Annotated in this window: 24 protein-coding genes and 1 riboswitch; of the genes, 11 read left to right on the top strand and 13 right to left on the bottom strand. The window is 33.5% G+C overall.

The window, feature by feature from the left end; translation table 11 throughout:
- Positions 1–7 precede the first annotated feature (7 nt).
- Complete coding sequence (locus HNQ03_RS06505; protein WP_173778867.1) at positions 8–685, top strand: uroporphyrinogen-III synthase; 678 nt, start codon at positions 8–10, stop codon at positions 683–685.
- Positions 682–1,710, top strand: a complete 1,029-nt coding sequence (gene hemE / locus HNQ03_RS06500) for a uroporphyrinogen decarboxylase (protein WP_173778866.1) — start codon at positions 682–684, stop codon at positions 1,708–1,710. The genes HNQ03_RS06505 and hemE overlap by 4 nt, the downstream gene beginning before the upstream one ends.
- A 10-nt stretch (positions 1,711–1,720) precedes the next feature.
- Here hemE and HNQ03_RS06495 read toward each other — a convergent pair whose 3' ends face one another.
- The 10 genes from HNQ03_RS06495 to HNQ03_RS06450 form a co-directional block, all read right to left on the bottom strand.
- A complete protein-coding gene (locus tag HNQ03_RS06495; RefSeq protein ID WP_173778865.1) occupies positions 1,721–2,779 on the bottom strand; it encodes a DUF4421 family protein in 1,059 nt (352 codons plus the stop codon).
- Positions 2,780–2,832: 53 nt separating this feature from the next.
- Positions 2,833–3,975 carry a serine hydrolase domain-containing protein gene (locus tag HNQ03_RS06490; protein WP_173778864.1) on the bottom strand — a complete coding sequence of 381 codons (1,143 nt, stop codon included), beginning with the start codon at positions 3,973–3,975 and terminating at the stop codon, positions 2,833–2,835.
- A gap of 104 nt (positions 3,976–4,079) precedes the next feature.
- Entirely contained in the window at positions 4,080–4,805 is a 726-nt protein-coding gene (locus HNQ03_RS06485) for a phytanoyl-CoA dioxygenase family protein (RefSeq protein WP_173778863.1), read from the bottom strand.
- Positions 4,806–4,815: 10 nt separating this feature from the next.
- A complete protein-coding gene (locus tag HNQ03_RS06480; protein ID WP_173778862.1) occupies positions 4,816–5,238 on the bottom strand; it encodes a hypothetical protein in 423 nt (140 codons plus the stop codon).
- Positions 5,239–5,300: 62 nt separating this feature from the next.
- Entirely contained in the window at positions 5,301–6,842 is a 1,542-nt protein-coding gene (locus HNQ03_RS06475; protein ID WP_173778861.1) for a glycine--tRNA ligase, read from the bottom strand.
- Positions 6,843–7,045: 203 nt separating this feature from the next.
- Entirely contained in the window at positions 7,046–7,741 is a 696-nt protein-coding gene (locus HNQ03_RS06470; protein ID WP_173778860.1) for an RluA family pseudouridine synthase, read from the bottom strand.
- Positions 7,741–8,070, bottom strand: a complete 330-nt coding sequence (locus HNQ03_RS06465; RefSeq protein ID WP_173778859.1) for a hypothetical protein — start codon at positions 8,068–8,070, stop codon at positions 7,741–7,743. Before HNQ03_RS06465 ends, HNQ03_RS06470 begins: the two co-directional genes overlap by 1 nt.
- Positions 8,071–8,156: 86 nt before the next feature.
- Positions 8,157–9,005: a carboxylesterase family protein gene (locus tag HNQ03_RS06460; RefSeq protein ID WP_173778858.1), complete on the bottom strand. Its 849-nt coding sequence runs from the start codon at positions 9,003–9,005 to the stop codon at positions 8,157–8,159.
- Positions 8,986–9,801 carry a 3-methyl-2-oxobutanoate hydroxymethyltransferase gene (panB, locus tag HNQ03_RS06455; RefSeq protein ID WP_173778857.1) on the bottom strand — a complete coding sequence of 272 codons (816 nt, stop codon included), beginning with the start codon at positions 9,799–9,801 and terminating at the stop codon, positions 8,986–8,988. The genes HNQ03_RS06460 and panB overlap by 20 nt, the downstream gene beginning before the upstream one ends.
- A gap of 129 nt (positions 9,802–9,930) precedes the next feature.
- The gene (locus tag HNQ03_RS06450) at positions 9,931–10,644 is read right to left on the bottom strand and encodes a Crp/Fnr family transcriptional regulator (RefSeq protein WP_173778856.1); all 714 of its coding nucleotides are present in this window, start codon (positions 10,642–10,644) and stop codon (positions 9,931–9,933) included.
- 88 nt (positions 10,645–10,732) lie between these two features.
- Between HNQ03_RS06450 and HNQ03_RS06445 the strand changes: the two genes are divergently transcribed.
- From HNQ03_RS06445 to HNQ03_RS06410, 8 genes are all read left to right on the top strand, one after another.
- Positions 10,733–13,105, top strand: coding sequence for a heavy metal translocating P-type ATPase (locus HNQ03_RS06445; RefSeq protein ID WP_173778855.1), 2,373 nt, complete (start codon positions 10,733–10,735; stop codon positions 13,103–13,105).
- Positions 13,106–13,188: 83 nt separating this feature from the next.
- Positions 13,189–13,407 (top strand): cbb3-type cytochrome oxidase assembly protein CcoS, encoded by a 219-nt coding sequence (ccoS, locus tag HNQ03_RS06440; protein WP_317170350.1) that lies wholly within the window; start codon positions 13,189–13,191, stop codon positions 13,405–13,407.
- Between the two features lie 22 nt (positions 13,408–13,429).
- The gene (gene ccoN / locus HNQ03_RS06435) at positions 13,430–15,697 is read left to right on the top strand and encodes a cytochrome-c oxidase, cbb3-type subunit I (RefSeq protein WP_173778853.1); all 2,268 of its coding nucleotides are present in this window, start codon (positions 13,430–13,432) and stop codon (positions 15,695–15,697) included.
- 28 nt (positions 15,698–15,725) lie between these two features.
- Positions 15,726–15,929, top strand: a complete 204-nt coding sequence (locus HNQ03_RS06430) for a cbb3-type cytochrome oxidase subunit 3 (RefSeq protein WP_173778852.1) — start codon at positions 15,726–15,728, stop codon at positions 15,927–15,929.
- A 4-nt stretch (positions 15,930–15,933) separates the two neighbouring features.
- A complete protein-coding gene (locus HNQ03_RS06425; protein ID WP_173778851.1) occupies positions 15,934–16,803 on the top strand; it encodes a cbb3-type cytochrome c oxidase N-terminal domain-containing protein in 870 nt (289 codons plus the stop codon).
- 80 nt (positions 16,804–16,883) lie between these two features.
- Positions 16,884–18,335: a cytochrome c oxidase accessory protein CcoG gene (gene ccoG / locus HNQ03_RS06420; RefSeq protein ID WP_173778850.1), complete on the top strand. Its 1,452-nt coding sequence runs from the start codon at positions 16,884–16,886 to the stop codon at positions 18,333–18,335.
- Between the two features lie 8 nt (positions 18,336–18,343).
- Entirely contained in the window at positions 18,344–18,799 is a 456-nt protein-coding gene (locus HNQ03_RS06415) for a FixH family protein (protein WP_173778849.1), read from the top strand.
- Complete coding sequence (locus HNQ03_RS06410; protein WP_173778848.1) at positions 18,790–19,533, top strand: sulfite exporter TauE/SafE family protein; 744 nt, start codon at positions 18,790–18,792, stop codon at positions 19,531–19,533. Before HNQ03_RS06415 ends, HNQ03_RS06410 begins: the two co-directional genes overlap by 10 nt.
- Before the next feature lie 551 nt (positions 19,534–20,084).
- On the opposite strand, the gene HNQ03_RS06405 is transcribed toward HNQ03_RS06410, so the two are convergent.
- Together HNQ03_RS06405 and HNQ03_RS06400 are read right to left on the bottom strand one after the other, a co-directional pair.
- Positions 20,085–21,137 carry a hypothetical protein gene (locus tag HNQ03_RS06405; protein WP_173778847.1) on the bottom strand — a complete coding sequence of 351 codons (1,053 nt, stop codon included), beginning with the start codon at positions 21,135–21,137 and terminating at the stop codon, positions 20,085–20,087.
- Positions 21,138–21,147: 10 nt separating this feature from the next.
- Positions 21,148–22,968, bottom strand: a complete 1,821-nt coding sequence (locus HNQ03_RS06400; protein ID WP_173778846.1) for a TonB-dependent receptor plug domain-containing protein — start codon at positions 22,966–22,968, stop codon at positions 21,148–21,150.
- Positions 22,969–23,002: 34 nt separating this feature from the next.
- Positions 23,003–23,185: riboswitch (cobalamin riboswitch) on the bottom strand.
- A gap of 148 nt (positions 23,186–23,333) precedes the next feature.
- Here HNQ03_RS06400 and HNQ03_RS06395 point away from each other — a divergent pair.
- Positions 23,334–23,780 (top strand): hypothetical protein, encoded by a 447-nt coding sequence (locus tag HNQ03_RS06395; protein ID WP_173778845.1) that lies wholly within the window; start codon positions 23,334–23,336, stop codon positions 23,778–23,780.
- 173 nt (positions 23,781–23,953) lie between these two features.
- Here the strand turns inward: HNQ03_RS06395 and HNQ03_RS06390 are convergent, their stop codons facing one another.
- The gene (locus HNQ03_RS06390; protein WP_173778844.1) at positions 23,954–25,012 is read right to left on the bottom strand and encodes an NAD(P)-dependent alcohol dehydrogenase; all 1,059 of its coding nucleotides are present in this window, start codon (positions 25,010–25,012) and stop codon (positions 23,954–23,956) included.
- Positions 25,013–25,058 lie beyond the last annotated feature (46 nt).

Raw genomic sequence — 25,058 nt, 5'->3', positions numbered from 1 at the left:
CGAAACAATGCAGAAAATCCTTTTCACCAAAAAAGGTTTAGATAGAAAAATGATTTCCAAGGAATTGGGCGAGAATTTAGATATAGATTTTGTAGATGTTCTTTCTTTTGAAAATTTGAAAATTCCAACGTTTGATCTTAAAAACAAGTCTTTAATATTCACGAGTGTTCAAGGTGTAAATGCTTTTTTCGAAAACGGTTTTTCGCCAAATGAAAATTTTGTAGAAAAAGATTTTAATAAAATATATACTGTTGGTAAAAAATCTAAAAATGCTTTGCGAAAGCACGGTTTTGGAACTTTTAAAATCAAAAATAACGCAAAGGATTTAGCAAAATTCATCATCGAAAATTTTAATAAAGAGAATTTTTTGCACTTTTGTGGAAATTTAGCGTTAGATACACTGCAAGTTCAATTTAAAAATGAAAAGATAAAGTATAAAAAAGTGGTTGTCTACAATACAAAATTTAGATATCCCGAGATAGAAAACCCTTTTGATGAGGTGGTGTTTTTCAGTCCGAGTGGTGTGCAAAGTTTTGTGAAGTATAATAAAATTGAAGGTAAAAAGATATTTTCTATTGGCGAAACAACCACCAAAGAAATTGAAAAATTCACAAAAGATGAAATTTATACCAGTGAAGAAAGCACTTTGGAAGATTTACTTCATCTGATAAAAAATAAGTTATGATAAAAAACGATCTATATATAAAGGCATTAAAAGGTGAAACCGTAGAAAGACCACCAGTTTGGATGATGAGACAAGCCGGAAGATTTCTACCTGAATTTAGAGAAATGCGTGGCAAATATGATTTTTTCACCAGATGCCAAACTCCAGAATTAGCATCCGAAATTACAATGATGCCAATCCGCAGATTTCCTTTGGATGCTGCAATTCTTTTTTCAGATATATTGGTAGTTCCGCAAGCAATGGGAATTCCGTTTGAAATGCGAGATGGTATAGGTCCATATTTAGAAAATCCCATCAGATCTGCAAAACAAGTAGAAAAAATTCAAGTTCCAGATGTCTCTGATTCTCTAGGATATGTTTTTGATGCCATAGAATTAACACTAGAAAAATTAGACAATAGCATACCATTAATTGGCTTTGCAGGTTCACCTTGGACAATTTTATGCTATTGTATAGAAGGAAAAGGAAGTAAAACTTTTGATATTGCAAAGACATTTTGTTGGCAAAACCCAGAAGCAGCACATTCGCTTCTGCAAAAAATTACCGATACAACGATAGCTTATCTGCGGAAAAAAATAGAAAAAGGCGTTTCTGCTGTTCAAATTTTTGATTCTTGGGGAGGAACACTTTCGCCAGCAGATTATCAAACATTTTCTTATCAATATATAGAGCAAATTGTGAATGCATTGCACGAAATTTCTCCTGTGGTAGTTTTTGGCAAAGGATGTTGGTTTGCACTAGAAGATATGGCAAAAAGCAAAGCTTCTGCTTTGGGTGTAGACTGGACGATAACCCCAGAAATGGCGAGAAAACTCACCAGTAATTCCATCACTTTGCAAGGTAATTTTGATCCTTCTAGACTGCACTCTTCCCCAGAAACTATCCGGAAAATGGTGCACGAAATGATTGATAGATTTGGCAAAGATAAATATATTGTAAACCTTGGTCATGGCATTCTACCAAACATTCCTGTAGAGAATGCTGGAGCTTTCATACAAGCGGTAATAGATTGGAAACCAAGCTAGATTTTTGCAATTACAACTGTCCGTCTATATATTCAAAAGTATTTTTTACTACTTTTGGCGGTGCAAAGCGATAGCCAATAAATAATGTTGCATAGCCTTTTGTTCCTGCAAGTTTATTTCCTTTGCTCGTACTTGTGAAGCCGGTGTAATTTCCGAGAATTCCTGTAAACCATTTTTTATCGCTGAATCCGATAGAAGCTTCTGTAAGTATAGAGACTGTTAATTCTGTTTTATTTGTGTCTGCAGCATCAAAAGGATATTGCAATCTAGAATATTGAACACCTACAGATGGAATACCCAATGCTGTGATGAAAAAGTTTTTCTCAAAAATATAATTATAAGCATATCCCTTTCCTATAGCACCATAGTAACTTTCGTTGATGTTTGGATACGGAATATCTTTATTGGTAAAAAGGTTTAAAAAAGATAAATCTTGCTCGCTACCATCAATCTTTGAATAATACAACCCTAAAAAACTAACAAAAGATCCCGCGCTTTTCAATTGTATTTCAGATTTATCTCTAGAAAAAACTTTAGAAAATTGATCGGAATTGTAGAAATAGAAAGTTTCTGATCCCAATTGAATAGATTCGAAATCTGGTAATTTTGCGTATCTGCTGAAGATATTTTGGTTTAAAAGTTCTGCTCTATAAATTTCCGAATTAGAAAGATAGTAGCCTTTGGTTTTGGTAAAAAATAACCGATGTTGCGTTTTTTTTAAATTAAAACTGAAATCAAAACTGGTTATTTTTGTTTTTCCTTTTTCTTGCACATTGTCATTTAAACCACCAATTTTAGGAGAAAAACTGAATGCCAATGTCAACCATTTATAATTGATAGCTATTCTCGCTTGGTAATCTTGATTGGGCACCACATCTATATTCTTAAGCGGAGCTCTATTGATGAAACTAAATTTAGATACATTGGTATTTGTATCCAATCGCAAACCAACGTATCTATCTAGTTTTTCTTTGTAAGTATTTGTAATAGAATCACTAACGGAAATTTTTGTAGAATCCTGTTTTTGCTGTCCTGCAATATTCTGCAAGCAAGAAAAAAGAATCAGCAAAAAAAAACGAGGTTTCATACTACAAAAATAATGAAATTTGATTCAGCTTTTTGTTAAAAACTCTTTGCAATTTCATTTACAAGAAACTTAACTTGGTCTGGTCTTCCATTGTCGTTCTGTGGTTGATCTTTGTAACTTCCCGTTTTCACAATCACCATTTTTTTTGATGGTACGATAATGATGTATTGCCCTTGCAAACCCCACAAGAAATAATAAGGAATCGTATTTTCATAGTTTAGCCAGGTGCCCAAACCATAAGTATTTCTAGAATTTGGATTTGGTTGCAGCATTTTTTGCAAAAAATTTGGGTTAATGATTTGCAAACTATCCACCTTTCCATCATCTAAAAAAAGCTGACCAATCTTCCCAAAATCTCGGGAGATGCTAGAAATACAACAAAATGTTTTCTCCATATTATTTTCATCTGTACTCCAAGTCGCATTTTGCTCCATTCCAATTGGCGTCCATATTTTTTTTGATAAATAACTAGATAGTTTTTCGTTGGTTGCTTTGCGTATTGCAAAACCCAACAATTGCGTTGCGCCGCTTTGATATTCAAATTTTTTGCCTGGTTCTTCTTTAAAACCTCGTAAAAATACTGCTTCTGCAAGACTATTTCCGTAGTAGGCTTTTGCATTTGGTGCGAAGGGATTTTTGTAATCTTCGTTCCAATCTAGTCCAGCTTCCATTGCAGCCAAATCTCGTAAAGTGAGATTTTTACCAAAAGGAACGGTAGCATAATTTTGATAAAATGCGGAATATTTCTGATCCAAACTTTCTATTTTACCATCTTCAATTGCCTTTCCTAAAAGCAAAACGCTGATGGTTTTTGCCATAGAAAAGGAGTTGGTTTTTGTGTTTTCATTTGCACCGCTCCAGTATTCCTCGTGCAAGAGTTTACCGTTTTTAATAATTAAAAGTGAAGATGTATTACTTTTTTCTAAATCTTCTAAAATGTTTTTTGCTAATTTTTGTTTGTTGTAGAGCGAGTCTTTTTGCCAAGGTTTCGGATTTTTAGCTTCGATGATGTTGCTTGGGAAAAGTTTTGCATCATCAATAGTTGCGCCTGTTTCTCCTATTAAATATGTTTTCGCGATACCTTTAAACAGATAATCATAACCAAAAGCATAAGACAAACCTACACACAGAGCCAGAAATACAGCGACAACTTTTATAATTTTTTGAAAGGTTTTCATACTCAAAGATAAAATTAAAACTTGAACGTTGGAGTTTTTCACAAAAAAAACCTTGAAAATTTTTTCAAGGATTATTAGTTTTTTAGAAAGGTCATAGAATAATTTTAAACTAATTGTAAATCAATCCGTTCAGAATAATTTAAACCATTTGTAAGTTCTTTATTACCAAATTCTATATGAATTACGCGTCGTTTTTCATTATTAGTTGTTCTGCTGGAAGCGTGAAGTAGCAACGGTTTCATGATCATAATTCCACCTTTTTCTGTATTGCAACTTACTTCAGTTTCTGTTTTCCAATCTATTGTTTCTGCTCTATAAATCCCTTTTAAATGAGATCTTGGAATTATTTTTAAAGCACCATTTTCTTCGTTGGTATTATCTAAATGTATTCTAATCGTGAAATTATCTTCTAAAAAATCTAATGATGGTTGCACTGCAAACTGGTTTTGTTTGGTAGTCCAAGGTCCAAAACCGTCAATTTCTAATTTTTTATCCACAGAAATCGTTAAATCTTGATGATAGGCAACAAACCAATTGGATTGTTCTGGTTTATCAAAATAAATGGATTTTGTAACGAAATAATCATTTCCGAAAAGTTCAAAAATTATTTTTTTTAATTTTTCTGTAAAAATGCTCTTTTGAATTTCTGGAATCTCTTTCAAAAACTGGCGAATAGCAAAAAGATTGTCAGATTTTCTAAAAGTTGGTTTTTCAGAGTCTGCTTCATCAATTTTTTTTAAAATTCCCTCCACTTCATCAGTAGAAAAAACATCATTAATGATTGTAAAACCTTCCTCTTCAATTTTCTGGCGGTGTTCTTTTAAATCCATTTTTGAATTATTAATAAATAATTCTGTAAATATAGTTATCTCTTTTCATATTAGAATTTGCTATTAATTCCCCCAAGTTTCTTTGTTTTCCTTCAATTTCAATTTTGTCAATATTATAATTAAAATTTTTTGTCTTTTCTATTTCCGTTGTAGATTTTGGGGGTAAATTAATAATGAAATTTTTTTCGTCAATTTTAATAAAATCGAGTTTTACTGAATTCCTTCTGTTTCGTAAATTTTTGGCGATCGTAATTTCATTTGAACTATAAAATTCAATTCCCTCACCTGAAATAAATTCTTTGTAAGGCTTTTGAAAAGTTATTTTTAAAGGGATAATTCTATCCGTTAAATTCTGTAAACGAAATCCTGTAGGAATTGTACAGCCCATTAAAGATAATAGAGAGATTGCCAATAAAATAATTCTAATTTTCATTTTTTTTGTTTTAAATTTTCCATTTGTATGTATTAAAATTAAATTTTGGAAATTAAAAATGACTACACCTTCCGCAACAAACTTCTAAAACTCACTTTTTCATCAATTATTTTTCTCAAATTTTCCATCGGTACACGTTCTTGTTTCATCGTGTCTCGATCTCTGATTGTTACCGTGAAATCTTGTACAGAATCTTGGTCTATCGTAATGCAGAAAGGCGTTCCGATAGCATCTTGTCTTCTGTAGCGTTTTCCGATGCTGTCTTTATCTTCCATAATGATGTTGAAATCGTATTTTAAATCGTTGAAGATTTTTTCCGCCAATTCCGGCATTCCATCTTTCTTCATCAAAGGTAAAATTGCTGCTTTTACAGGAGCTAAAGCTGGTGGAAGCGAAAGCACCGTTCTTTCTGTGCCGTCTTCCAAAACTTCTTCTTTCAAACTTGTAGAGAAAACTGCAAGGAACAGACGATCCAAACCAATGGAAGTTTCTACCACATACGGTACGTAATTTTCGTTTCTTTCTGGATCAAAATACTGCAATTTTCTACCAGAATGTTTTTCGTGAGCACTCAAATCGAAATCTGTACGAGAATGTATTCCTTCTAATTCTTTGAAACCAAATGGGAATTTAAATTCAATATCTGCAGCAGCATTTGCGTAATGTGCCAACTTTTCGTGATCGTGAAATTTGTAATTTTCTTCGCCCAAACCTAAAGCCAAATGCCAGTTCATGCGTTTTTCTTTCCACGCTTCGTAGAATTCTAATTCTGTTCCTGGTGGAACGAAATATTGCATTTCCATTTGCTCAAATTCTCGCATTCTAAAGATAAATTGACGTGCAACAATTTCATTTCTAAAGGCTTTACCAATTTGTGCAATTCCAAAAGGAAGTTTATGACGAGAAGTTTTTTGTACGTTGGCAAAATTCACAAAAATACCTTGTGCCGTTTCCGGACGAAGGTATAAATCTGTTGCAGAATCTGCAGATGCACCGAGTTTTGTACCAAACATCAAGTTGAATTGGCGAACATCTGTCCAGTTTTTAGAACCAGTATCTGGATCTGCAATTTCCAATTCTTCTATCAAAGATTTTACGTCTGCAAGATTTTCTTCTGTAAGAGATTTTGCTAATCTTTCTAAAATGGTTTTTTGTCTTGCTCTATATTCTACCACTCTTGTATTGGTAGTTTCAAATTCATTTTTATCAAAAGCATCACCAAATCTTTTGGCGGCTTTATCTATTTCTTTTTGTGCTTTATCTTCTAATTTTGCGCAGAAATCTTCTACCAAAACATCCGCACGAAAGCGTTTTTTAGAATCTTTATTATCAATTAATGGATCATTGAAAGCATCAACGTGACCGGAAGCTTTCCAAATTGTGGGATGCATCAAAATTGCAGAATCCAATCCTACAATATTTTCATTGAGTTGCACCATGGCTTTCCACCAATATTGTTTCAAGTTGTTTTTCAGTTCTGCACCATTTTGTCCGTAATCGTAAACTGCAGAAAGTCCGTCGTAGATTTCGCTGGAAGGGAAGATAAACCCGTATTCTTTTGCGTGAGAAATTACTTTTTTGAAAACATCTTCTTGCTTCGCCATAATAAATAAATTTGTGGCAAAAATAGGGAATTATTAAATTATATAGGATTGTAAAGTCGTCTATTTACTTAAATGAGAAAAAATAACCTTAGAATTACAATATTTATTTCCAAAAATAAATAGAAACCGAAAAATTCAAACAAATTTTTCGGTTTCTATAAATTTTTATGAGTTTGTAATTTGCGATTTAAAGTTTTGTATTGCTAAATTTCACACGCTTCCCAAATAGTGTCTCCACTTGGAACAGGCGCAGTTACAACAATATTTTCTTTCGTTACAGGATGCAAAAATTCTAATTTTCTTGCATGAAGATGAATTCCACCATCGGCATTAGAGCGGGCTGCTCCATATTTTAAATCGCCTTTTATTGATGCTCCAATTTTAGAAAGTTGCGCCCGAATTTGATGATGACGACCCGTTTCTAAATCGATTTCCAGCAGTTGGAAATTATCCAAAATCTTGATGATTTCGTAATTTAAAACAGCTTCTTTAGCACCTTCTGTTGGCTTTGGAAAAACGGTAGATTTATTATTCTTCTCGTTTTTCTTCAGATAATGTTTCAATTTTTGAGCCTTTGAAATTTCTACTTTTGGTACAACTGCCCAATAAGTCTTCACAATTTCTCTGTTTTTCACCATCACCGTTAAGCGCGTCAAACCTTTAGAAGTTTTCGCGTAAATTACGCAACCAGAAGTTGGTCTATCAATTCTGTGAACTAAACCAAGAAAAACATTACCTGGTTTTTCGTCTCTTTTTTTAATAAAATTTTTGATGCCTTCAATTAAAGATTCATCACCAGTTTTATCGCCTTGCACTAGTTGTCCGGCTTTTTTGTTGATGATAAGAAGATGATTGTCTTCAAAAAGAATTTGAGATTCTTGAAAATTTTGATTTGCCATTAGTCTTTTTTTATAGCCTTTGGTCTTCCAATCAAAGAAATTATCACTCCCGCAAAAAGCCCAATTGTTTTTATAAAGGTAAGTCCCAGGTTTACTGGCAATACAGCACCAATTACACAAAGTGCAGCAGCTCCATACATAGGATATACGAATTTTGGATTCGCTAAAGTTGGCGCTTGTAAATAAAAACTGATGCCAATCAACGCATAGAAAACTTGATGATAAAGTATATCGTTCACTTCTGGCGATAGCAATTTGAACCAACCAATTGCCAAGCAAGCTAATGCTGCAATGGAAACGATGCCTTGTATTTGTTGTGTATTTTTCATAAGTAGATTTTAATATTTTTTGAGGTCATATGGAATCGCTAGATTTCTTGGTGTTTGGTTACCGAATTATTGTTGGCGATTTCATTTTATTTTTTATATTTAAAAATCCATTGTGGAATTTCCTTCACCAGTTCGGCGGATAATATATTGTTGTGGTATTTGTCTTTGTATTTCCAAAATTTCACATTTCCAGAATTTTTCATTTCGTCGTAAAATTTCAAATTACTTTCTGGTTTATTGTCTGTATCTAAACCTCCATGAACGATCCAAATCGGTAATTTTTTTAAATTTATCTCATTAGAAAATTCAGAAATGCCCGAAATATTGATGGCAGCAGCAAATAAATCTGGCCTTTTAGAAATTGCATTCATCACGGTTGCTCCTCCCATAGAAAATCCGATAACATAAATTTTATTTTCATCTATGTTTTCAGTTTTCGAGAGCGAATCTACAGAATTTAAAACTAAATCCAAATATTCATTAGATTCGGAAACTTGCACATTTCTATTCTCGTCTAAATGATAATTAGAAGATCTTACCGGAAATTGTGGGGACAGTACATATACAGGATGTTTTTCTCTATTTTCTGGTAATAGCCACATTTTTGATAGAACTCCCATTTGCGAAGTATTGTTTGTGCCTATTGCTCCAGAACCGTGAAAAACTAAAACTAAAGGATATTTTTTATTTTTTGCAATCGTTTTCGGCTTCAGCAATCTATAATTTACCGTTAGATTTTTATCGTCAAATTTACCTTCTTTAAAATCTGAGTAGTCTAAATTTTTTATAAATTTAATTCTAGAAATATCTGCAGTAGAATCTTTGTGGTCATTTATTTCTGTAAATGTTCTGTCGTTATTTTTTAAAACTGAACAATTATAAAAAAGTAAAATAATAAGGAATAAAGATAAATTTTTAATAACTTTCTTTATCATTCGGGAAGTTTACACTTTTTACATCTTGTACATACTGAGCAACAGCTCCAGAAATTTCTGAATATAAATCTAAATATCTTCTCAAAAATTTTGGGGTGAAATCTTTATTCATTCCCACCATATCATGATACACTAAAACTTGCCCATCACAATCTTTACCAGCTCCAATACCGATGGTTGGGATCGTAATGCTTTCTGAGACTTTTTTGGCAAACGTTGCCGGAATTTTTTCTAGAACTAAGGCAAAACATCCTAAATCTTCTAATAATTTAGCATCTCTCATCAGTTTCTCTGCCTCTTCTTCTTCTTTTGCACGTACTTTATAAGTTCCAAATTGATAGATGCTTTGCGGCGTTAATCCCAAATGTGCCATTACGGGAATTCCGGCATTGATGATTCTTTTCACAGATTCTGCTACTTCTTCACCACCTTCTAATTTTACTGCATGTGCTCCAGATTCTTTCATGATTCTCACGGCAGAATCCAAGGCTTTTTGCGGGTCACTTTGGTAACTTCCGAAAGGTAAATCTACCACCACCAAAGCTCGCTCTACACCACGAACCACGCATTGCGCATGGTAAATCATTTGGTCTAATGTAATAGGAAGCGTAGTTTCATGTCCTGCCATTACATTTGCTGCAGAATCTCCCACCAAAATAGCATCTATTCCACCTACATCTACCATTTTTGCAGTTGTAAAATCATACGCAGTAAGCATGGTGATTTTTTCGCTATCGAATTTCATTTTTCGAAGCGTTTCTGTGGTAACTCTTTTTACATCTTTGTGTACTGACATGGTTTTTTACTTTTTTTGTTTAAAGTTGGATGAAGAAAGTCTGAAAATAGAAGTAGATAAGTTTGGAAAAAGTCTTTATCTATATATAAGTTGGAAAAACTGTAGACCTTCTTCTTCTGATTATTAACTTTAGAGAACTACATGGCCCAATTTTATTAATTTTTCTCTGTCTAAAATACGGATATTTCTTCCTTCTGTTTCTATTAATTTATCTTGTTTAAATTCTGAAATCAAACGAATAGCGCTTTCCGTAGCAGTTCCTATTAAATTGGCGATTTCTTCTCGGGTTAAAGATATTTTTATAAATCCTTCGGGATCTACACCCAATTTTTGTTCTAATAACAATAGGATTTCTGCCAATCTTTCTCGCACTGTTTTTTGGGCTAAAAATGTAATCGTATTAGAAGATTCTCCCAATTCGTACGCTATTTTTTGCAATAAGGCGAAAGATAATTTAGAATCTACCTTCAAAATATTTATGAATATTTCACCTGGCACGAATACTATTTCCACATCCGTCATAGCTTCGGCTTTTGCCTGTATTTTTTCGCCTATCAATAGAGAACGATAGCCAATTAGATCTCCCTCTTTTATAAATCTTAAAATTTGATCTTTGCCGTAAACGCCAGATTTTGAAAGTTTGGCTGTCCCGTGTTCTACGAAGTATACGCCTTTAGATTCCGCGCCATCTTCGAATATAAGTTCTCCTTTTTTGAAGGTTAATTTTTCGCGAGCGTTCATATAGGCTTCATAATCTGCTTTCGGCAGAGATTCACTGTAGAATTTTTCGTTAAATACTCGGGAAATTTGATCCTCTATTTGCTCCTGCTTTTCTAAAGACATACCAATGATATTTATCAGCGAATTTAACTATTATAAGGATAAAAGACAATCTTTTTTGCCTTAATTTTGCATAATTAAATAAAATAAATTGCAAGAAAATTGTTTTCATTGTGGACAGCCGATTGAAAAAGAGAGAATTACCTTTGATGATCATCTCTTTTGCTGCAATGGTTGCAAGTCTGTTTTTGAAATTCTAAATATCCATGATTTAGATAATTTTTATGAATTAAATAAGAATGCAGGTATCAAACCAAATTCGGATAATACCACGCAATTCGAATATTTAGATACTCCAGAAATTTTCAATACAGTAGTAGATTTTTCTGAAGGCGAGACGAGCTTGGTGACTTTCGAAATTCCTGTAATTCACTGTTCCTCTTGTATTTGGTTGCTAGAAAGTTTGCAAAATATTAATAGTAATATCAAATATTCTCAAGTAAACTTCACACGCAAAACGGTGCAGGTTTCTTTTAATCATTTAGAGTTACCGTTGAGTGAATTGGCAACTTTTCTAAGTAATCTTGGGTACAAACCAGTCATAAATTTAGAAAGTAGCGACAAAACGGAAGTTACCCTGGATAAAACCTTAATTATAAAACTCGCAATAGCAGGTTTCGCTTTCGGAAACGGAATGTTTTTCACTTTTCCAGAATATATTGGTGGAGGAGATTTCTGGATGGAGCGCTATAAATATTTATTTCGTTTTTTGATGGTTTTGCTTTCAATACCAGTTGTTTTTTATTCGGCTTCAGATTATTTTAAATCTGCGTGGTTTGGGTTAAAAAATAAAACCATCAATATAGATGTTCCGATCGTTTTAGGTATTTTGGTATTATTTCTCCGTAGTTTATATGAGGTTCTTACGGATTACGGCGCAGGATATTTTGATACTTTGTGCGGTCTGTTATTCTTTATGCTTGCTGGCAAACTATTTCAAAGAAGAACGTATAGCGCTCTTTCTTACGATAGAGACTACAAATCTTTCTATCCAATTGCTGTTACAAAAATAGATTTCAACGGTGCGCAGGAAAATATTCTTTTATCTGAATTAAAAGTTGGAGATAGAATAATGGTGAGAAATCAGGAAATTATTCCTGTAGATTGTATTCTAATTAAAGGGGATGGAAACGTTGATAATAGTTTCATCACGGGAGAAAGTGCGACGATTACTAAACAACCAGGAGATAAAATTTTTGCGGGAGGCAAGCAATCTGGGGCAATTTTGGAGCTGGAAGTTATCAAAAATGTAGATCAAAGTTATCTAACACAACTTTGGAATAAGGAAGCTTTTAAAAAAACAGAAACAGGATTAGATACACTTACAAATACCATCAGCAAATACTTTACAATCGGTATTTTAACGATTACAATTATTTCTGGAATTTATTGGTATCAAATAGATTTTGACAAAATGTTTCAGGTAGTTTCTGCTATTTTGATCATTGCTTGTCCATGTGCTTTGGCGCTTTCTGCACCTTTTACTTTCGGACACATTATGCGGATAATGGGCAGAAATAAATTTTACGTAAAAGATACACTAACAATAGAAAAGCTAAGCAAAATAGAGACATTGGTTTTTGATAAAACAGGAACCATTACTGAAAATAAAAAATCTAATATTAAGTATATTGGTACAGAAATATATGAATTTGATCTGCAAAATATCAAAACTTTGCTCAAAAATTCCAACCATCCGCTTTCCAAAACTTTGTATGATTTTGTAGATATTGCAGATGGGTATTTTCCGATTGAAAATTTTGTGGAAACTGCAGGAAAAGGATATTCTGGTGTTGTGAGGGGTAAAAATTACACTATTGGCTCTGCTAAATTTTTAGGAGAAGAGGCTAGTAATTTGGAAACGGCGGTTTACATCAAAAAAGAAAATGAGTTCTTAGGAAAGTATACTTTTAAAAACGAGTACAGGATAGGATTGCAGGAGTTGTTTAAGAAATTAGAAAAGTACACCATTCATATTTTAAGTGGAGATAATGCATCTGAGGAGGAAAAACTGAGGTCTATTTTACCTAAAGATTCTCAATTAGCATTTAATCAAAGTCCGGAAGATAAATTGAAATTTGTAGAAGTTTTGCAAAATTCTACAGAAAAAGTTGCGATGATGGGTGATGGTTTAAATGATGCAGGAGCGCTGAAACAGAGTAATGTAGGTATTGCAATTTCGGATGATGGCAATTCCTTCACGCCAGCTTCAGATGTAATCATGAATGGAGATCAGTTGAAATATTTGCCAGATTTTCTAAAATTGAGCAAAGACGCAATGAGGATCGTGAAATTCACTTTTGCGGTGAGTTTAATGTATAATGTGATAGGTCTTGGCTTTGCCGTTACAGGTCATCTTTCGCCTTTGGTAGCAGCTATTTTGATGCCGGCAAGTTCCATTAGCGTTGTAATTTTTACAAGTGTCGCAACATTTGTATCTGGTAAAAAATACTTTAAGCAGTAGTTTGGCTTGATTACTATTTAGAATTTTTATAAATTTGGAAAAACAAAACATTTCTGATTAATCTCATAAATTTTTGTTAAATTGTGCATCTAAAATTCCTATCTTTGCTAACGATGGATATACTATATTTAATGATTATCTGCAGCGTTTCTTTAGCTGTAATATTTTTGATTATTTTTATTGTAAATGCCAGAAACGGACAATTTGAAGATGATGAATCTCCTGCTGTTAGAATGCTTCTAGACACAGAAATCATCAAAGAAAAAAAAGAGTCAGATGCTAAATCTGAAGAAAATATTTAGTACTTTAAAGTGATTATACATTATGGAGACACAAAAATTTAGTTATGATAATAATATAGTTCGGGCATTTCTCTATGCCACAATTGTATTTGCTATCATTGGATTTACACTGGGAATTATAGCAGCTACGATGCTTATCTATCCAGAATTACCAGAGTTATTATTTGGGACAGATGATACCAGTACTTATAGTTTGCACGGGGTGAATTCTCTGCAAGGGCTTATAGATACGCAAGGAGCCTTTGGTTTTGGAAGGATAAGAATGATGCATACAAGTGCGGTTATTTTTGCTTTTGTAATGAATGGTTTTTTTGCCGGAGCTTATTACTCTATGCAAAGACTTTTGAAAACAAGAATGTATAGCGATACGCTATCTTGGATTCATTTCTGGTCGTGGCAATTGATGATTGTTGCAACTGTAATTACTTTTGCAATGGGTATCAATACCTCAAAAGAATATGCGGAGCACGAATGGCCAATAGATATTATCATTACGATAATATGGGTTTTATTCGGTATCAATATGTTTGGTACCATCGCCAAAAGAAGGGTTAGGCATTTATATGTTGCTATCTGGTTCTATTTAGGAACGTGGGTTGCAATTGCAATGCTTCATATTTTTAATAATCTTGAGGTGCCAATAAGTTTTGCAGGTTGGAAATCTTATTCTGCTTACGCGGGTGTGAAAGATGCTTTGGTTCAATGGTGGTATGGTCATAACGCTGTAGCGTTTGTATTGACTACTCCGGTTTTGGGTATGATGTATTATTTTGTCCCAAAAGCTGCAGACAGACCAGTATTTTCTTACAAGTTATCAATTATTCACTTTTGGTCTTTAATATTCGTATATATTTGGGCAGGTCCACACCATTTGCAGTATACTGCAATTCCAGCTTGGGCTCAAGCTTTGGGAACAGGATTTTCAATTATGTTGATTGCACCATCTTGGGGAGGAATGTTGAACGGTTTGCTTACACTTCGTGGAGCATGGGATAAAGTGCGAGAGAATCCTGTTTTGAAGTTTTTCGTTGTAGCATTAACTTGCTATGGTATGGCAACTTTTGAGGGACCACTTTTAGCAACAAAATCTTTGAATAAAATTGGACACTTTACAGATTGGATTATTGCTCACGTACACGTAGGTGCACTTGGTTGGAATGGATTTATGACCTTTGGTATGATCTATTACTTAGTACCAATTATGTGGAGAACAAAATTATATTCTACAAAATTAGCGAACTGGCATTTTTGGTTGGGAACATTAGGAATTATTTTTTATGCAGTTCCTATTTATATCGCAGGATTTACACAAGGATTGATGTGGAAACAATTCAACCCAGACGGAACTTTATTATATAAAAACTGGTTAGAGATTCTTGCAGAAATACTACCTTATTATCAATTAAGAGTTTTAGGTGGATTGTTTTATTTGACTGGTGCGATTTTCATGTGTGTGAATGTTTACAAAACAGCAAGAGCTGGTTCTTTCCAAAAAAATGTAGCAGCTGAAGCGCCTGCATTGGCTAACATTGGCAAACAAAGAAAAGAAGGAGAAGGTTTCCATCTATGGTTGGAGAGAATGCCAGTTTTATTAACTGTCTTATCTTTTGTTGCTGTCGCAATTGGTGGCTCATTAGAAATACTACCGACCTTAACGATCAAGGATAATGTACCAACAATAGCTGCAGTTAAACCTTATTCACCTTTGGAATTAGAAGGTAGAGATATATATATTAGGGAAGGTTGTAATGCATGCCACTCTCAATTTGTAAGGCCTTTTAGAGATGAGGTTGTTAGATTTAATGGTGCAAATGGGCAATACAGTAAGGCAGGTGAATTTGTATATGATAGGCCATTCCTTTGGGGATCTAAGAGAACAGGACCAGATTTGCAAAGAGAAGGTGGAAAGAATGCAAGTTCTTGGCATTACAAACATATGCTAAATCCTAGAGTTACTTCCGCAGGTTCTATTATGCCAAGATATCCATGGTTAATAACTAACGATTTAGATCGTTCACAAATGAAGGATAAACTGGTATTAATGAAAGACGTTTTTGATGTTCCTTATACGAAATCAGAAATCGATACCATTGATGCTTGGGCAAATAATCAGGCGAAATTTATTGTAAAACAAATTTATTCTGAAGCAGCTGACGTTAAAAAAGCTTATGCAGATAGAAATGAATCTGATCAGCTTGAGAAAAAAGAAATTGTAGCTGTGATAGCTTACCTACAAAGATTGGGTACAGATATAAAAACTACAGAAATAAAAACTGCTAGTACAAAGTAAAATTTGTCTTAGTAGAAAATTTATAAATATGATACCACAAAGTCTAAAAGAAATTTTATCAAATGGTAGTAATGTTGGTTTATATCAAACAATAGCAATGTTGTTGTTTATGTTAATATTTATCGCATTGGTTTGGTATGTGTTTTCAAGATCAAAAAATCATTATAAGGAAGAAGCGAATGCTCCTTTAGCTGAAGATCATCCAGATGATCAATTTAAATTTAAAAAATAACGTTATGAAAAAACGGACTCCGGTTTATATAAGTATTATCATTATTCTAGTGATATTAATGATAGCCTACAACATGTTTGTTCAAGATTTCTCATTTCTATCTTCTCCATACTTTTGGATCACGGTAGCAATAATGTGTATCTTAGCTTTTATTCAACATTCTTTAGGGGATTTAATAGAAAATCAGAAATTTCAAAAATTATCTGAAGAGGATAAAGCAAAATATATTGAAGAAAAAAACAAACCTTATTTTAAAGGTTTGTATGATAGTGCTGTAAAGAAACAATCTTCTACAGAGGAAAAAGATATTCTTATTGATCATGGATTTGATGGAATTATGGAATTGGACAATCAATTGCCAAAATGGTGGTTAGGTTTATTCTACTTTGGCGTTGTTTTTTGCATAGTTTACATGGCTACCTATTGGACTACAGATTTCGCAAATCCAGTGTCAGAATATAATGCAGAAAATAAAGAAGCTGCAATTGTACACGCTCAGTGGTTGATTGATACCCCACCTCCTACTATAGATAATGCAGAATATTCTGCAGATAATATTGAAGCAGGAAAAGAAGTTTTCAATGCTATTTGTATTACTTGTCACATGGCAGGTGGAGCAGGTGGTATCGGACCAAACCTTACGGATAATTATTGGATCAATCAACCAGAGAAAACATTATTCAAAAATGTATTTAATATGGTGGAAAATGGATCGCCAAACAATCCTGCAATGCGTGCTTTTGGAAAAACTGGAGAACTTTCTGGTTTTGATATTCAAAATGTAGCAGCGTATGTTTATCACATCAATCAAGAACAAGCACCAGCACCAAATGGAGCAGCTCCGCAAGGAACTGTTGCTAAATGGGAGAAATAAACATTTAATTATTTAAAAATTCAAAATTCGTTATTAATTTTTTTAAATAAATAACGAATTTTTTGGTTAATATCACTACTATGGTAGAAGACGTAAACGAAGTTCGCGGAGGACAAGGACAAGTTATAACTGCAGAAACCTTCAGAGATTCTGTTGGTACAATGGAGCAATCTGGTAAACGAAAATGGGTATTTCCAAGAAAGCCAAAAGGAACATATACCAATTATCGAAATTTTGTTGCATTCATTCTGCTGGCTGTATTTTTTATCACACCATTCGTAAAAGTAGATGGGAATCCATTTTTACTACTGAATCTTGCAAGCAGAGAATTTTTTATCGGTGGACAGCCATTTTATCCTCAAGATTTTTATATTCTTGCGTTAGGCGCCATTACATCATTAGTTTTTATTATACTTTTTACGGTAGTTTTTGGTAGAATTTTTTGTGGGTGGATTTGCCCTCAAACCATATTCCTAGAAATGGTATTTCGTAAAATTGAATATTTAATAGAAGGAGATAGAAATAAGCAAATACGCCTAGATAAGCAAGAATGGAATGCAGAAAAGATTTGGAAAAGATCTTTAAAATGGGGTGTATATGTATTGTTATCTTTAGTAATTACCCACGTAATGTTCATGTATATTGTTGGATATGAAAGGGTGTTTGAAATAATGAGAGAAGGTCCTTTTGTGAATTTTACAAATTTCACAGTGATGATTGTCTTCACATCAGCATTCTACTTTGTTTTTGCATGGTTTAGAGAGCAAGTTTGCACAATGGTTTGTCCGTATGGAAGATTGCAAGGAGTTTTAATAGATAAACAAACAATCAACGTATACTACGATTTCAAAAGAGGAGAAAACAGATCTAAATGGAAAAAAGGTGAAGATCGACGAGAGGAGGGAAAAGGAGATTGCATAGATTGCAACCAATGTGTGGTAGTATGTCCAACTGGTATAGATATCAGAGATGGACAACAATTGGAATGCGTCAACTGTACAGCTTGTATAGATGCTTGCGATGAAGTAATGGTGAAAGTTGGCCTACCAAAAGGCTTGATAAGATATGCAAGTGAAGATGAAATAGAAAATGAAAAACAATTCAAATTTGATGGTAGATTAAAAGCATATACAATCGTACTAGCATTATTGATAGGATTTTTAGGTTTTCTTTTATATGACAGAGGTACTTTAGATGCAAAATTCATCAAACCAGCAGGATCTGGATATTTTATTAAGAATAACCAGATTACAAATATTTACAATTATACAATTCTTAATAAATCCAATGAAGATTTATTGGTTACCATCAAAGTGATGGAGCCAAATAATGGTACTATTTCCTTTAGTGGTAGCAACATTATTAAAATGAAAAAAGGCGTGATCTCAAAAGGAAGCGTGAGTATAAATTTTCCGGAAAAAGAGATGAAATTTTCCAAACAAAAAGTAGAAATTGGCGTTTATAATCAAGAAGGCGACCTTTTAGATACTTTTGATACTTATTTTGAAGGACCTTTTAAACTTCAGTTTTAAAAATTATTATGTTCAAAAAATTCACATGGGGTCATGGCATCGTTGTAGCGCTTGGCTCTTTCATTATCTTCATATTATACATGATTATTTATTTCGGAAACGGAATGAAAAATTCCGAATTGGTTTCTGATAATTACTATGAAGAAGAGTTGCAATTTCAAAATGTAATAGATGCAAAAGGGAATGCAGATGCATTGCCTATCAAACCCGTTTACACACAAACGAAAGCTGGTATTCGTTTAGCATTTCCTAAAGAAATTTCGCCAGAAAATGGTGTGGTTTCTTTCGTTTTGTATAGAACAGATGATGCCAATTTTGATGTTTCTAACAAAGAAAAATTGAATATCACGCGCTCGATTTTCATTCCAGCAAAAATCTTGAAAGCAGGTTCTTATACTTTAAAAGTAAAATGGAAACAAAATAAAAAAGATTTTCAACAAGATTATGCACTGCAATGGAAATAGCAATCATACTTTCTGCACTTACTATAGGGTTTTTCACCGGCTTTCATTGCCTCGGAATGTGCGGACCAATTGCTTTGTCCCTAGGTTTATCAAAAAAAAACCAAGCAAAATTTCATTTAAAAAATGCCACCTATCAATTTGGTAGAATCTTTACTTATGCAGTTTTAGGTGCAATTTTAGGCATCGTTGGAGAAGCTTTTGACATGGTCGGTATTCAAAAATACTTAACTATTTCTGTAGGTATTGTCATGATTGTTTTGGCTATTTTCACCTTTGGCTCTCCCAATTTTGCTTCTAACGTTCCCTTTTTCAATTCTTTTTTATTAAAGATTAAAATGAATTTGGGCAAGCTGCTAAGAAAAACAGATTATTCTTCCCGTTTCCTCACCGGAATTTTAAACGGATTGTTGCCATGCGGAATGGTATACGTTGCGATGACGGCATCTCTTGCAGCAGGTGGCGTTTGGCAAGGTGCTGCATTCATGGCATTCTTTGGTTTAGGTACATTTCCCTTTATGTTTGCCGCCGTTTTGTTTGGTAGTTTGTTGAGCATACCCGTTCGTGCAAAATTCTTGAAAGCCGTTCCTGTTTTAATGATTGTCTTGGGAGGTTTATTCGTGCTAAGAGGTTTAGAATTGGGCATTCCCTACATTTCGCCACCACATGATTCTTTAGAAGTAATACACAACGCTTCCGAAGCCCACAAAATGGGTGATCATGCAACATGTCATTAAGACTGTCACTGCAATTCTAATAGCTATCGAGCGAAGTAATCCATTTTTATATTAGAAAGAGCGCACGACTCGCCTATGGATTTTCACAGTTATAAAATTATAATATTACAGTGATTGCCTCGCAATTTCAAATGCAGAATATTATTTTCGAGAAAGCTTCTTGTAGCCTCGCAACAAGCTTTGTGCAAGGCGAGAAAAACCCAAACACCCTCGCAACAGACTTTCTCATCTAGCGGAAAGCTTCTCGCACCCTAGTTTGAAACTTTCTCCTATAAAATTTTAAAATAAACAGTTTCTTATTGTTTAATGAATTTCTGTGCAACACGAGAAGCAATAATTCTATAACTTTCAGAAGTTCCCGACAAGCAAAATAACTGCTATGATTGAAATATTATGGGCATTATTAACGATGGTAAAACAATTATGCTCTTTTATACCTGCTAGCTAAAGCGATCAGAAGCCGCTGCTTTTAATTTTTCAGGCTTTTACAGTTCATTATTATAAAAAAAGCACCTCATTTCTGGGGTGCTTTTCATCAATTATAATTCATTTTAATTCTGATAGAATCCATTGGTTCCAATACCTGTGGTGAAGGTTTTCAAAACGGCTCCTGTTAAGGAATATACTGTTACAGTACTGTTCTGTGTAAAACTATTAGCGTCGGAAGTATATATTTTGCCATCTATCACATTAAAACCGTATAAGGAAGAATACGGTGTAAATGCCACAGTGAATAGAGTAGTAGTAGGTACTACAGTGCTATTAATATCCATAGTGTACACTTTGGTATCCGAGCTGAAATAGAATTTATCTTGGTAGATTTCTAAATTATCTCCATTCGCAATTCCCGTCAGAGTTTTGGTATTCACTATATTTCCTGCGGTATCTATTTTGTAGATATAAGAATCTGTACTAGTATATGCAATGGCATACACGTTGCCATTATAGGATACAATCTCGTTCAAATCTCCATTTGGTAGTGTAATTGTTTTTTCCAAAGAATTTGCAAGTGCATCTATCATAGAAATTTTGTTGCCATAGCCGTAGGTAGAATTTTGTACAAATACTTTGCTACCAGCAGAAACTACTACTTCTGCGGCATCTGTGAAGGTAATTTTTTTCACGAAGGAATTGTCTGCATTATTATAAATACTCAAATATTTTGCTCCCAAATATTTGTCATTACTTACATAGGTGTAGTTACCATTAAAGGCGATATACCTTGGTTGGTTGATCTCTTGCGTTAATGTAGCAGTTTTTTTGAAGGTGTATCTATTTACGATTTCAATTTTATTTGAATTATTCAAAACTAAATAGGCATTATCTCCATTGAAAGCGATAGATTGGAAAATATCTCCTAGATTGGCGCCACTATTATTGGCTGCATATATATTGTTTTGTACCGTTCCTAAATCTTTGGATATGTAAGAAGCAGTACCAGATGGCGTACCAAAATTGCCCTCATTAGAGATGAGAATACCATTTTCATAAGCACCTTTTGGGGAGGTTGGAAGTTCTGTGTATATTTCTTCATCATTTCTACAAGATGTGGAAAATAAGAGGATTGCAGCAGCTGCAAGGGACAATAATTTTTTTGTTTTCATATATTTATTTTTAAAAATTTAAAGAGATATTTATTGCGTAGTTTCTTTTTGGCATTACGAAAAAGCGGGTAGTTTCATAGATTTGATTTGTGAGATTATTAACACGAAAACCTATGGTGTAATGGTTGATTGGTTGCACAGAAATACCAGCATTGATGATGAGATATTCTTTCAAAGAAGATGCAAGATCTTCATTTGTGCTGGTATAAGTGAAACCATTGAACATTGCCTGCGAAAAAATGCTGATCCAGCGATAGTTGTAATCTATGTTTCCAAATAATTTGTGAAAGGGAACATAAGATAATTGTTGTTTGGTTTCCAGATTTTCAGATTTTGTGTAGGCGTAGCCAAGTTTAAAATTCACTCCAGAATTTTGCCAGTCTTTTTTATAATTTAAAGAAGTTTCTAAACCATAGGATTGCACTTTGTTCGTATTCATTGGCGACCAATATCCTTTCGCAGTAGGCATCCAACGGATCATGTCGTTGATATAGATGTAATAAGGCATTACATTTAATGTTAAGTTTTTGTACTTAAAATTGTTGCTCAATTCACCTTGATAGGCAGTTTCAGGTTTTAAATCTAAATTTCCGCCAGGTTGAAAATAAAGATCATTGAAGGATGGATATCTGAAATTTTTGGATATATTTAATTTTAATTGATACCAGTTGGAAACTTGATAGCTGCTTCCAAAAGAATATAAAATTGGTGTTGTGAGGTTTTCTATAATGTCTTTTTTTATCCCACCTTCCAAATACAATTTTTCTGAGGGAGAATAGCGAAACAATATTGCTCCAGATCCTACATTTCTGCTAGGATTTTCTATTCCAGAACCAAAACCTTGTGCTTCTTCTTTCCGAAATTCGCCAACTAGATTTACATTAAATTGCTTTCCAACTTGGTATGTCACATCATTTTTAATGATATAATTTTTACCCGTTCCACCGCTAGATTTTGGTCCGTCAATATCTGCGAAATAATCAAAATTTTCTTCCAAATATGCCAAGCGAAAGATATTCTTTATTTTCGCTGAATTATATTCGTACGACAAAAGATTTCTTGCACTGCTGGTTTCATATTTTGTTTTATTTCCATTTTCAGTGAAGATTGGAAAATTTTGGCTACCATCTACAAATTGAGTGAGCCAAGAAATTTGGTTTCTATTACTAAATTTATAGGCTGCTTCTAAACTTATGGTCTCATTTTGATATTGACCATTAAAATTTTCATAATCTTTCTCTTCTATTTTGTATTGATTTTCACTATCTGATAAACCAGCGGAAAATTTAACACTCAAATTTTCATTGCTAAAAGAGGAAACTAATTGAGAATTAATTGTTTGAAAAGAGCCATATTCTACAAATAGTTTTTGCTGAAAACCTTTATTGTATTTCGTGTAATTATTCAAATGGATACTGCCGCCAATTGCTGCACTACCGTAGATTACGCTTCCACCGCCAGATTTTATATCAATCTGATCATAATCCAAAAGTCCGAGATTGTTTACATCTCCTTGGCCTAGAAAAAGCGAATTAATATTTAATCCATTCCAGATAAATGCTGTTTGCTGTGCAGAAGTTCCACGAAAAGAAGGCGAAGATACAGCACCACGTCCGTTTTCTTTAATATAAACAGAAGATTGAAAACGCAAAACCTCAGAAAGATTGGTCGCATTTTTCTTGATATCTTCGTTTTTTAAGGTAAGTACGGATTGAGTTTTTTCCGAAGATTTTTGTTGATTATCAAACAAAAATACGGTGTCTATCACTTTTTCCTGTGCGGAAAAGCAAATGCAAGAGAGTAGCGGAATGAATAGAAAAAATTTTTTCATAATCTTGTTGCCTTTCCTCCGAAGACGTTCAATATTTTTTGATTGCAATTTGGCAGGTCTCCTGACTTTCACTTTTTTCTGCGCCTTCCCATTTTTCAACAGTGGCTGATTTGCAAAAATTTTCTTACGTGATTTACAGTTGCGGGGACAGTTGAAGATTTACGCTTCATTCCCTATTATCTCGTTTCTCAACAAGACCAAAAAGTCCTGCGAAGATAAGCAATAAATGTGAATAGGCGAAGAATGAATTTTCTAGGCTAAATTTTGCCTTTCAAAATGCGAAAATTTAGGTAAATTTGAAAAGAATTTATAATAAAATGCTAGCAATTCAAATTTTTTTTAAGTGCTTTTTAAATGCTTCCTACATGATTTACACATTTAATGATGAAGAAAATTTTTTAATCAGTCTGATGATAATGGGCGCAATCTTTTCTATCATTGCGTTTATCGTTGTCATTGTATTCACCGTGCTTATTCTTGGAATATTATTTATACTTGCCGCAGTTGGCGCAATATCGTCTTCTATTTTGGTTGGGTTTCATCAAAAGAGTTTGTCTGCTGGTTTCAAAACGTTATTTATCATTGGTTGTTCCTTCTTAACAATTGTTGCATCGTTAATTTTCTTCATTTTAAGCAATCAAATTTGGCCGTGGACTAGTAATTTAATAGCAATTATTAGTGGTGTTATTTTTGGAATTGGGTCAGGTTGGATATTTGGTATTCTGATTTTCAAAGCCTTTATTGCTACCGTAAAATACATTAAAGTAAGATTTGCAACTACCAAAGAAATTGAAACCAAAGAAATTCTCTAATTGTTAATTGTTTTTGTAATTTTAAATAAACATTAAACTTATTTCTTTTATTTAAAAAATTATTTAAAAAAAAACACCCCATTTCTGAAGTGTTTAATTTTTTTTTAACGCTAATGTGCGCGAATGTTTCTTAAAGTTAATACTAAAACAAAGAAACTTATGTGGTGAAAGATCTAGTTTTTCAAACTCTTCATATCAATCACGAAGCGATATTTCACATCGCTTTTCAGCATTCTTTCGTAGGCTTCGTTGATGTTTTCCATATTGATCATTTCTATATCCGAAACGATGTTTTTTTCTCCACAAAAATCTAGCATCTCTTGCGTTTCTGCAATTCCACCAATTAAAGAACCAGAAATAGAACGTCTTCCCAAAACGATAGGAACGGTAGAAATCATTTTGTTTAATTCCCCTATGAAACCTTGTAAAACTATGGTTCCATCAATATCTAAGGTGTTCACATATTCATTCAATTCGTGTTCGTAAGGTACGGTGTCTATTATTAAATCAAATTTGCCTTGCACTGCTTTCATTTCTTCCTCGTTTGTAGAAATAATTACTTGGTCTGCACCCAAATCCAACGCATCTTGCGTTTTTTCTGGTGAGCGAGAAAACAAACTTACGTGTGCTCCCAAACCTTTTGCTAATTTTATTGCCATGTGACCCAAACCTCCCAAGCCAACTACAGCAACTTTTGAATTTTCGTTCACGTTCCAATGTTTTAAAGGCGAATAGGTGGTGATTCCTGCACAAAGAAGCGGTGCAACTGCAGCCAAATCTAAATTTTCTGGTACGCGCAAAACATAGTTTTCATCTACGACTACTTTTTCTGAATAGCCACCAAAAGTGTGTCCGCCTAAATTTTTATCATTTCCGTTATAAGTTCCTACCATTCCATTGGTGCAATATTGCTCTAGATCTCTTTTGCAATTTTCGCATTCTCTACAAGAATCTACCATACAGCCAACTGCTGCTAAATCTCCAACTTTGAATTTACTTACCTCACTTCCGATTTTTGTAATTTTTCCTACAATTTCATGTCCTGGAACGGAAGGATACTTTGTGCCGCCCCAATCGTTTCTTGCGGTATGCAAATCGCTGTGGCAAACACCACAAAAAAGGATATCTATCTCTATATCATTTGCTAGAACTTCACGTCTCTCGATGTTTATTTCTTTTAAATCTGCTTCTTTGGATTCTGTACCGTAGGCTTTTACTGTATTTGTATTCATAAATATTTTATTATTGTAAATTTAAGGTCTAATAATTTAAAAAAGG

This window comes from Frigoriflavimonas asaccharolytica (assembly GCF_013294015.1).
Lineage (GTDB): Bacteria > Bacteroidota > Bacteroidia > Flavobacteriales > Weeksellaceae > Frigoriflavimonas > Frigoriflavimonas asaccharolytica.
This window is presented reverse-complemented; position numbering and strand designations above follow the sequence as displayed.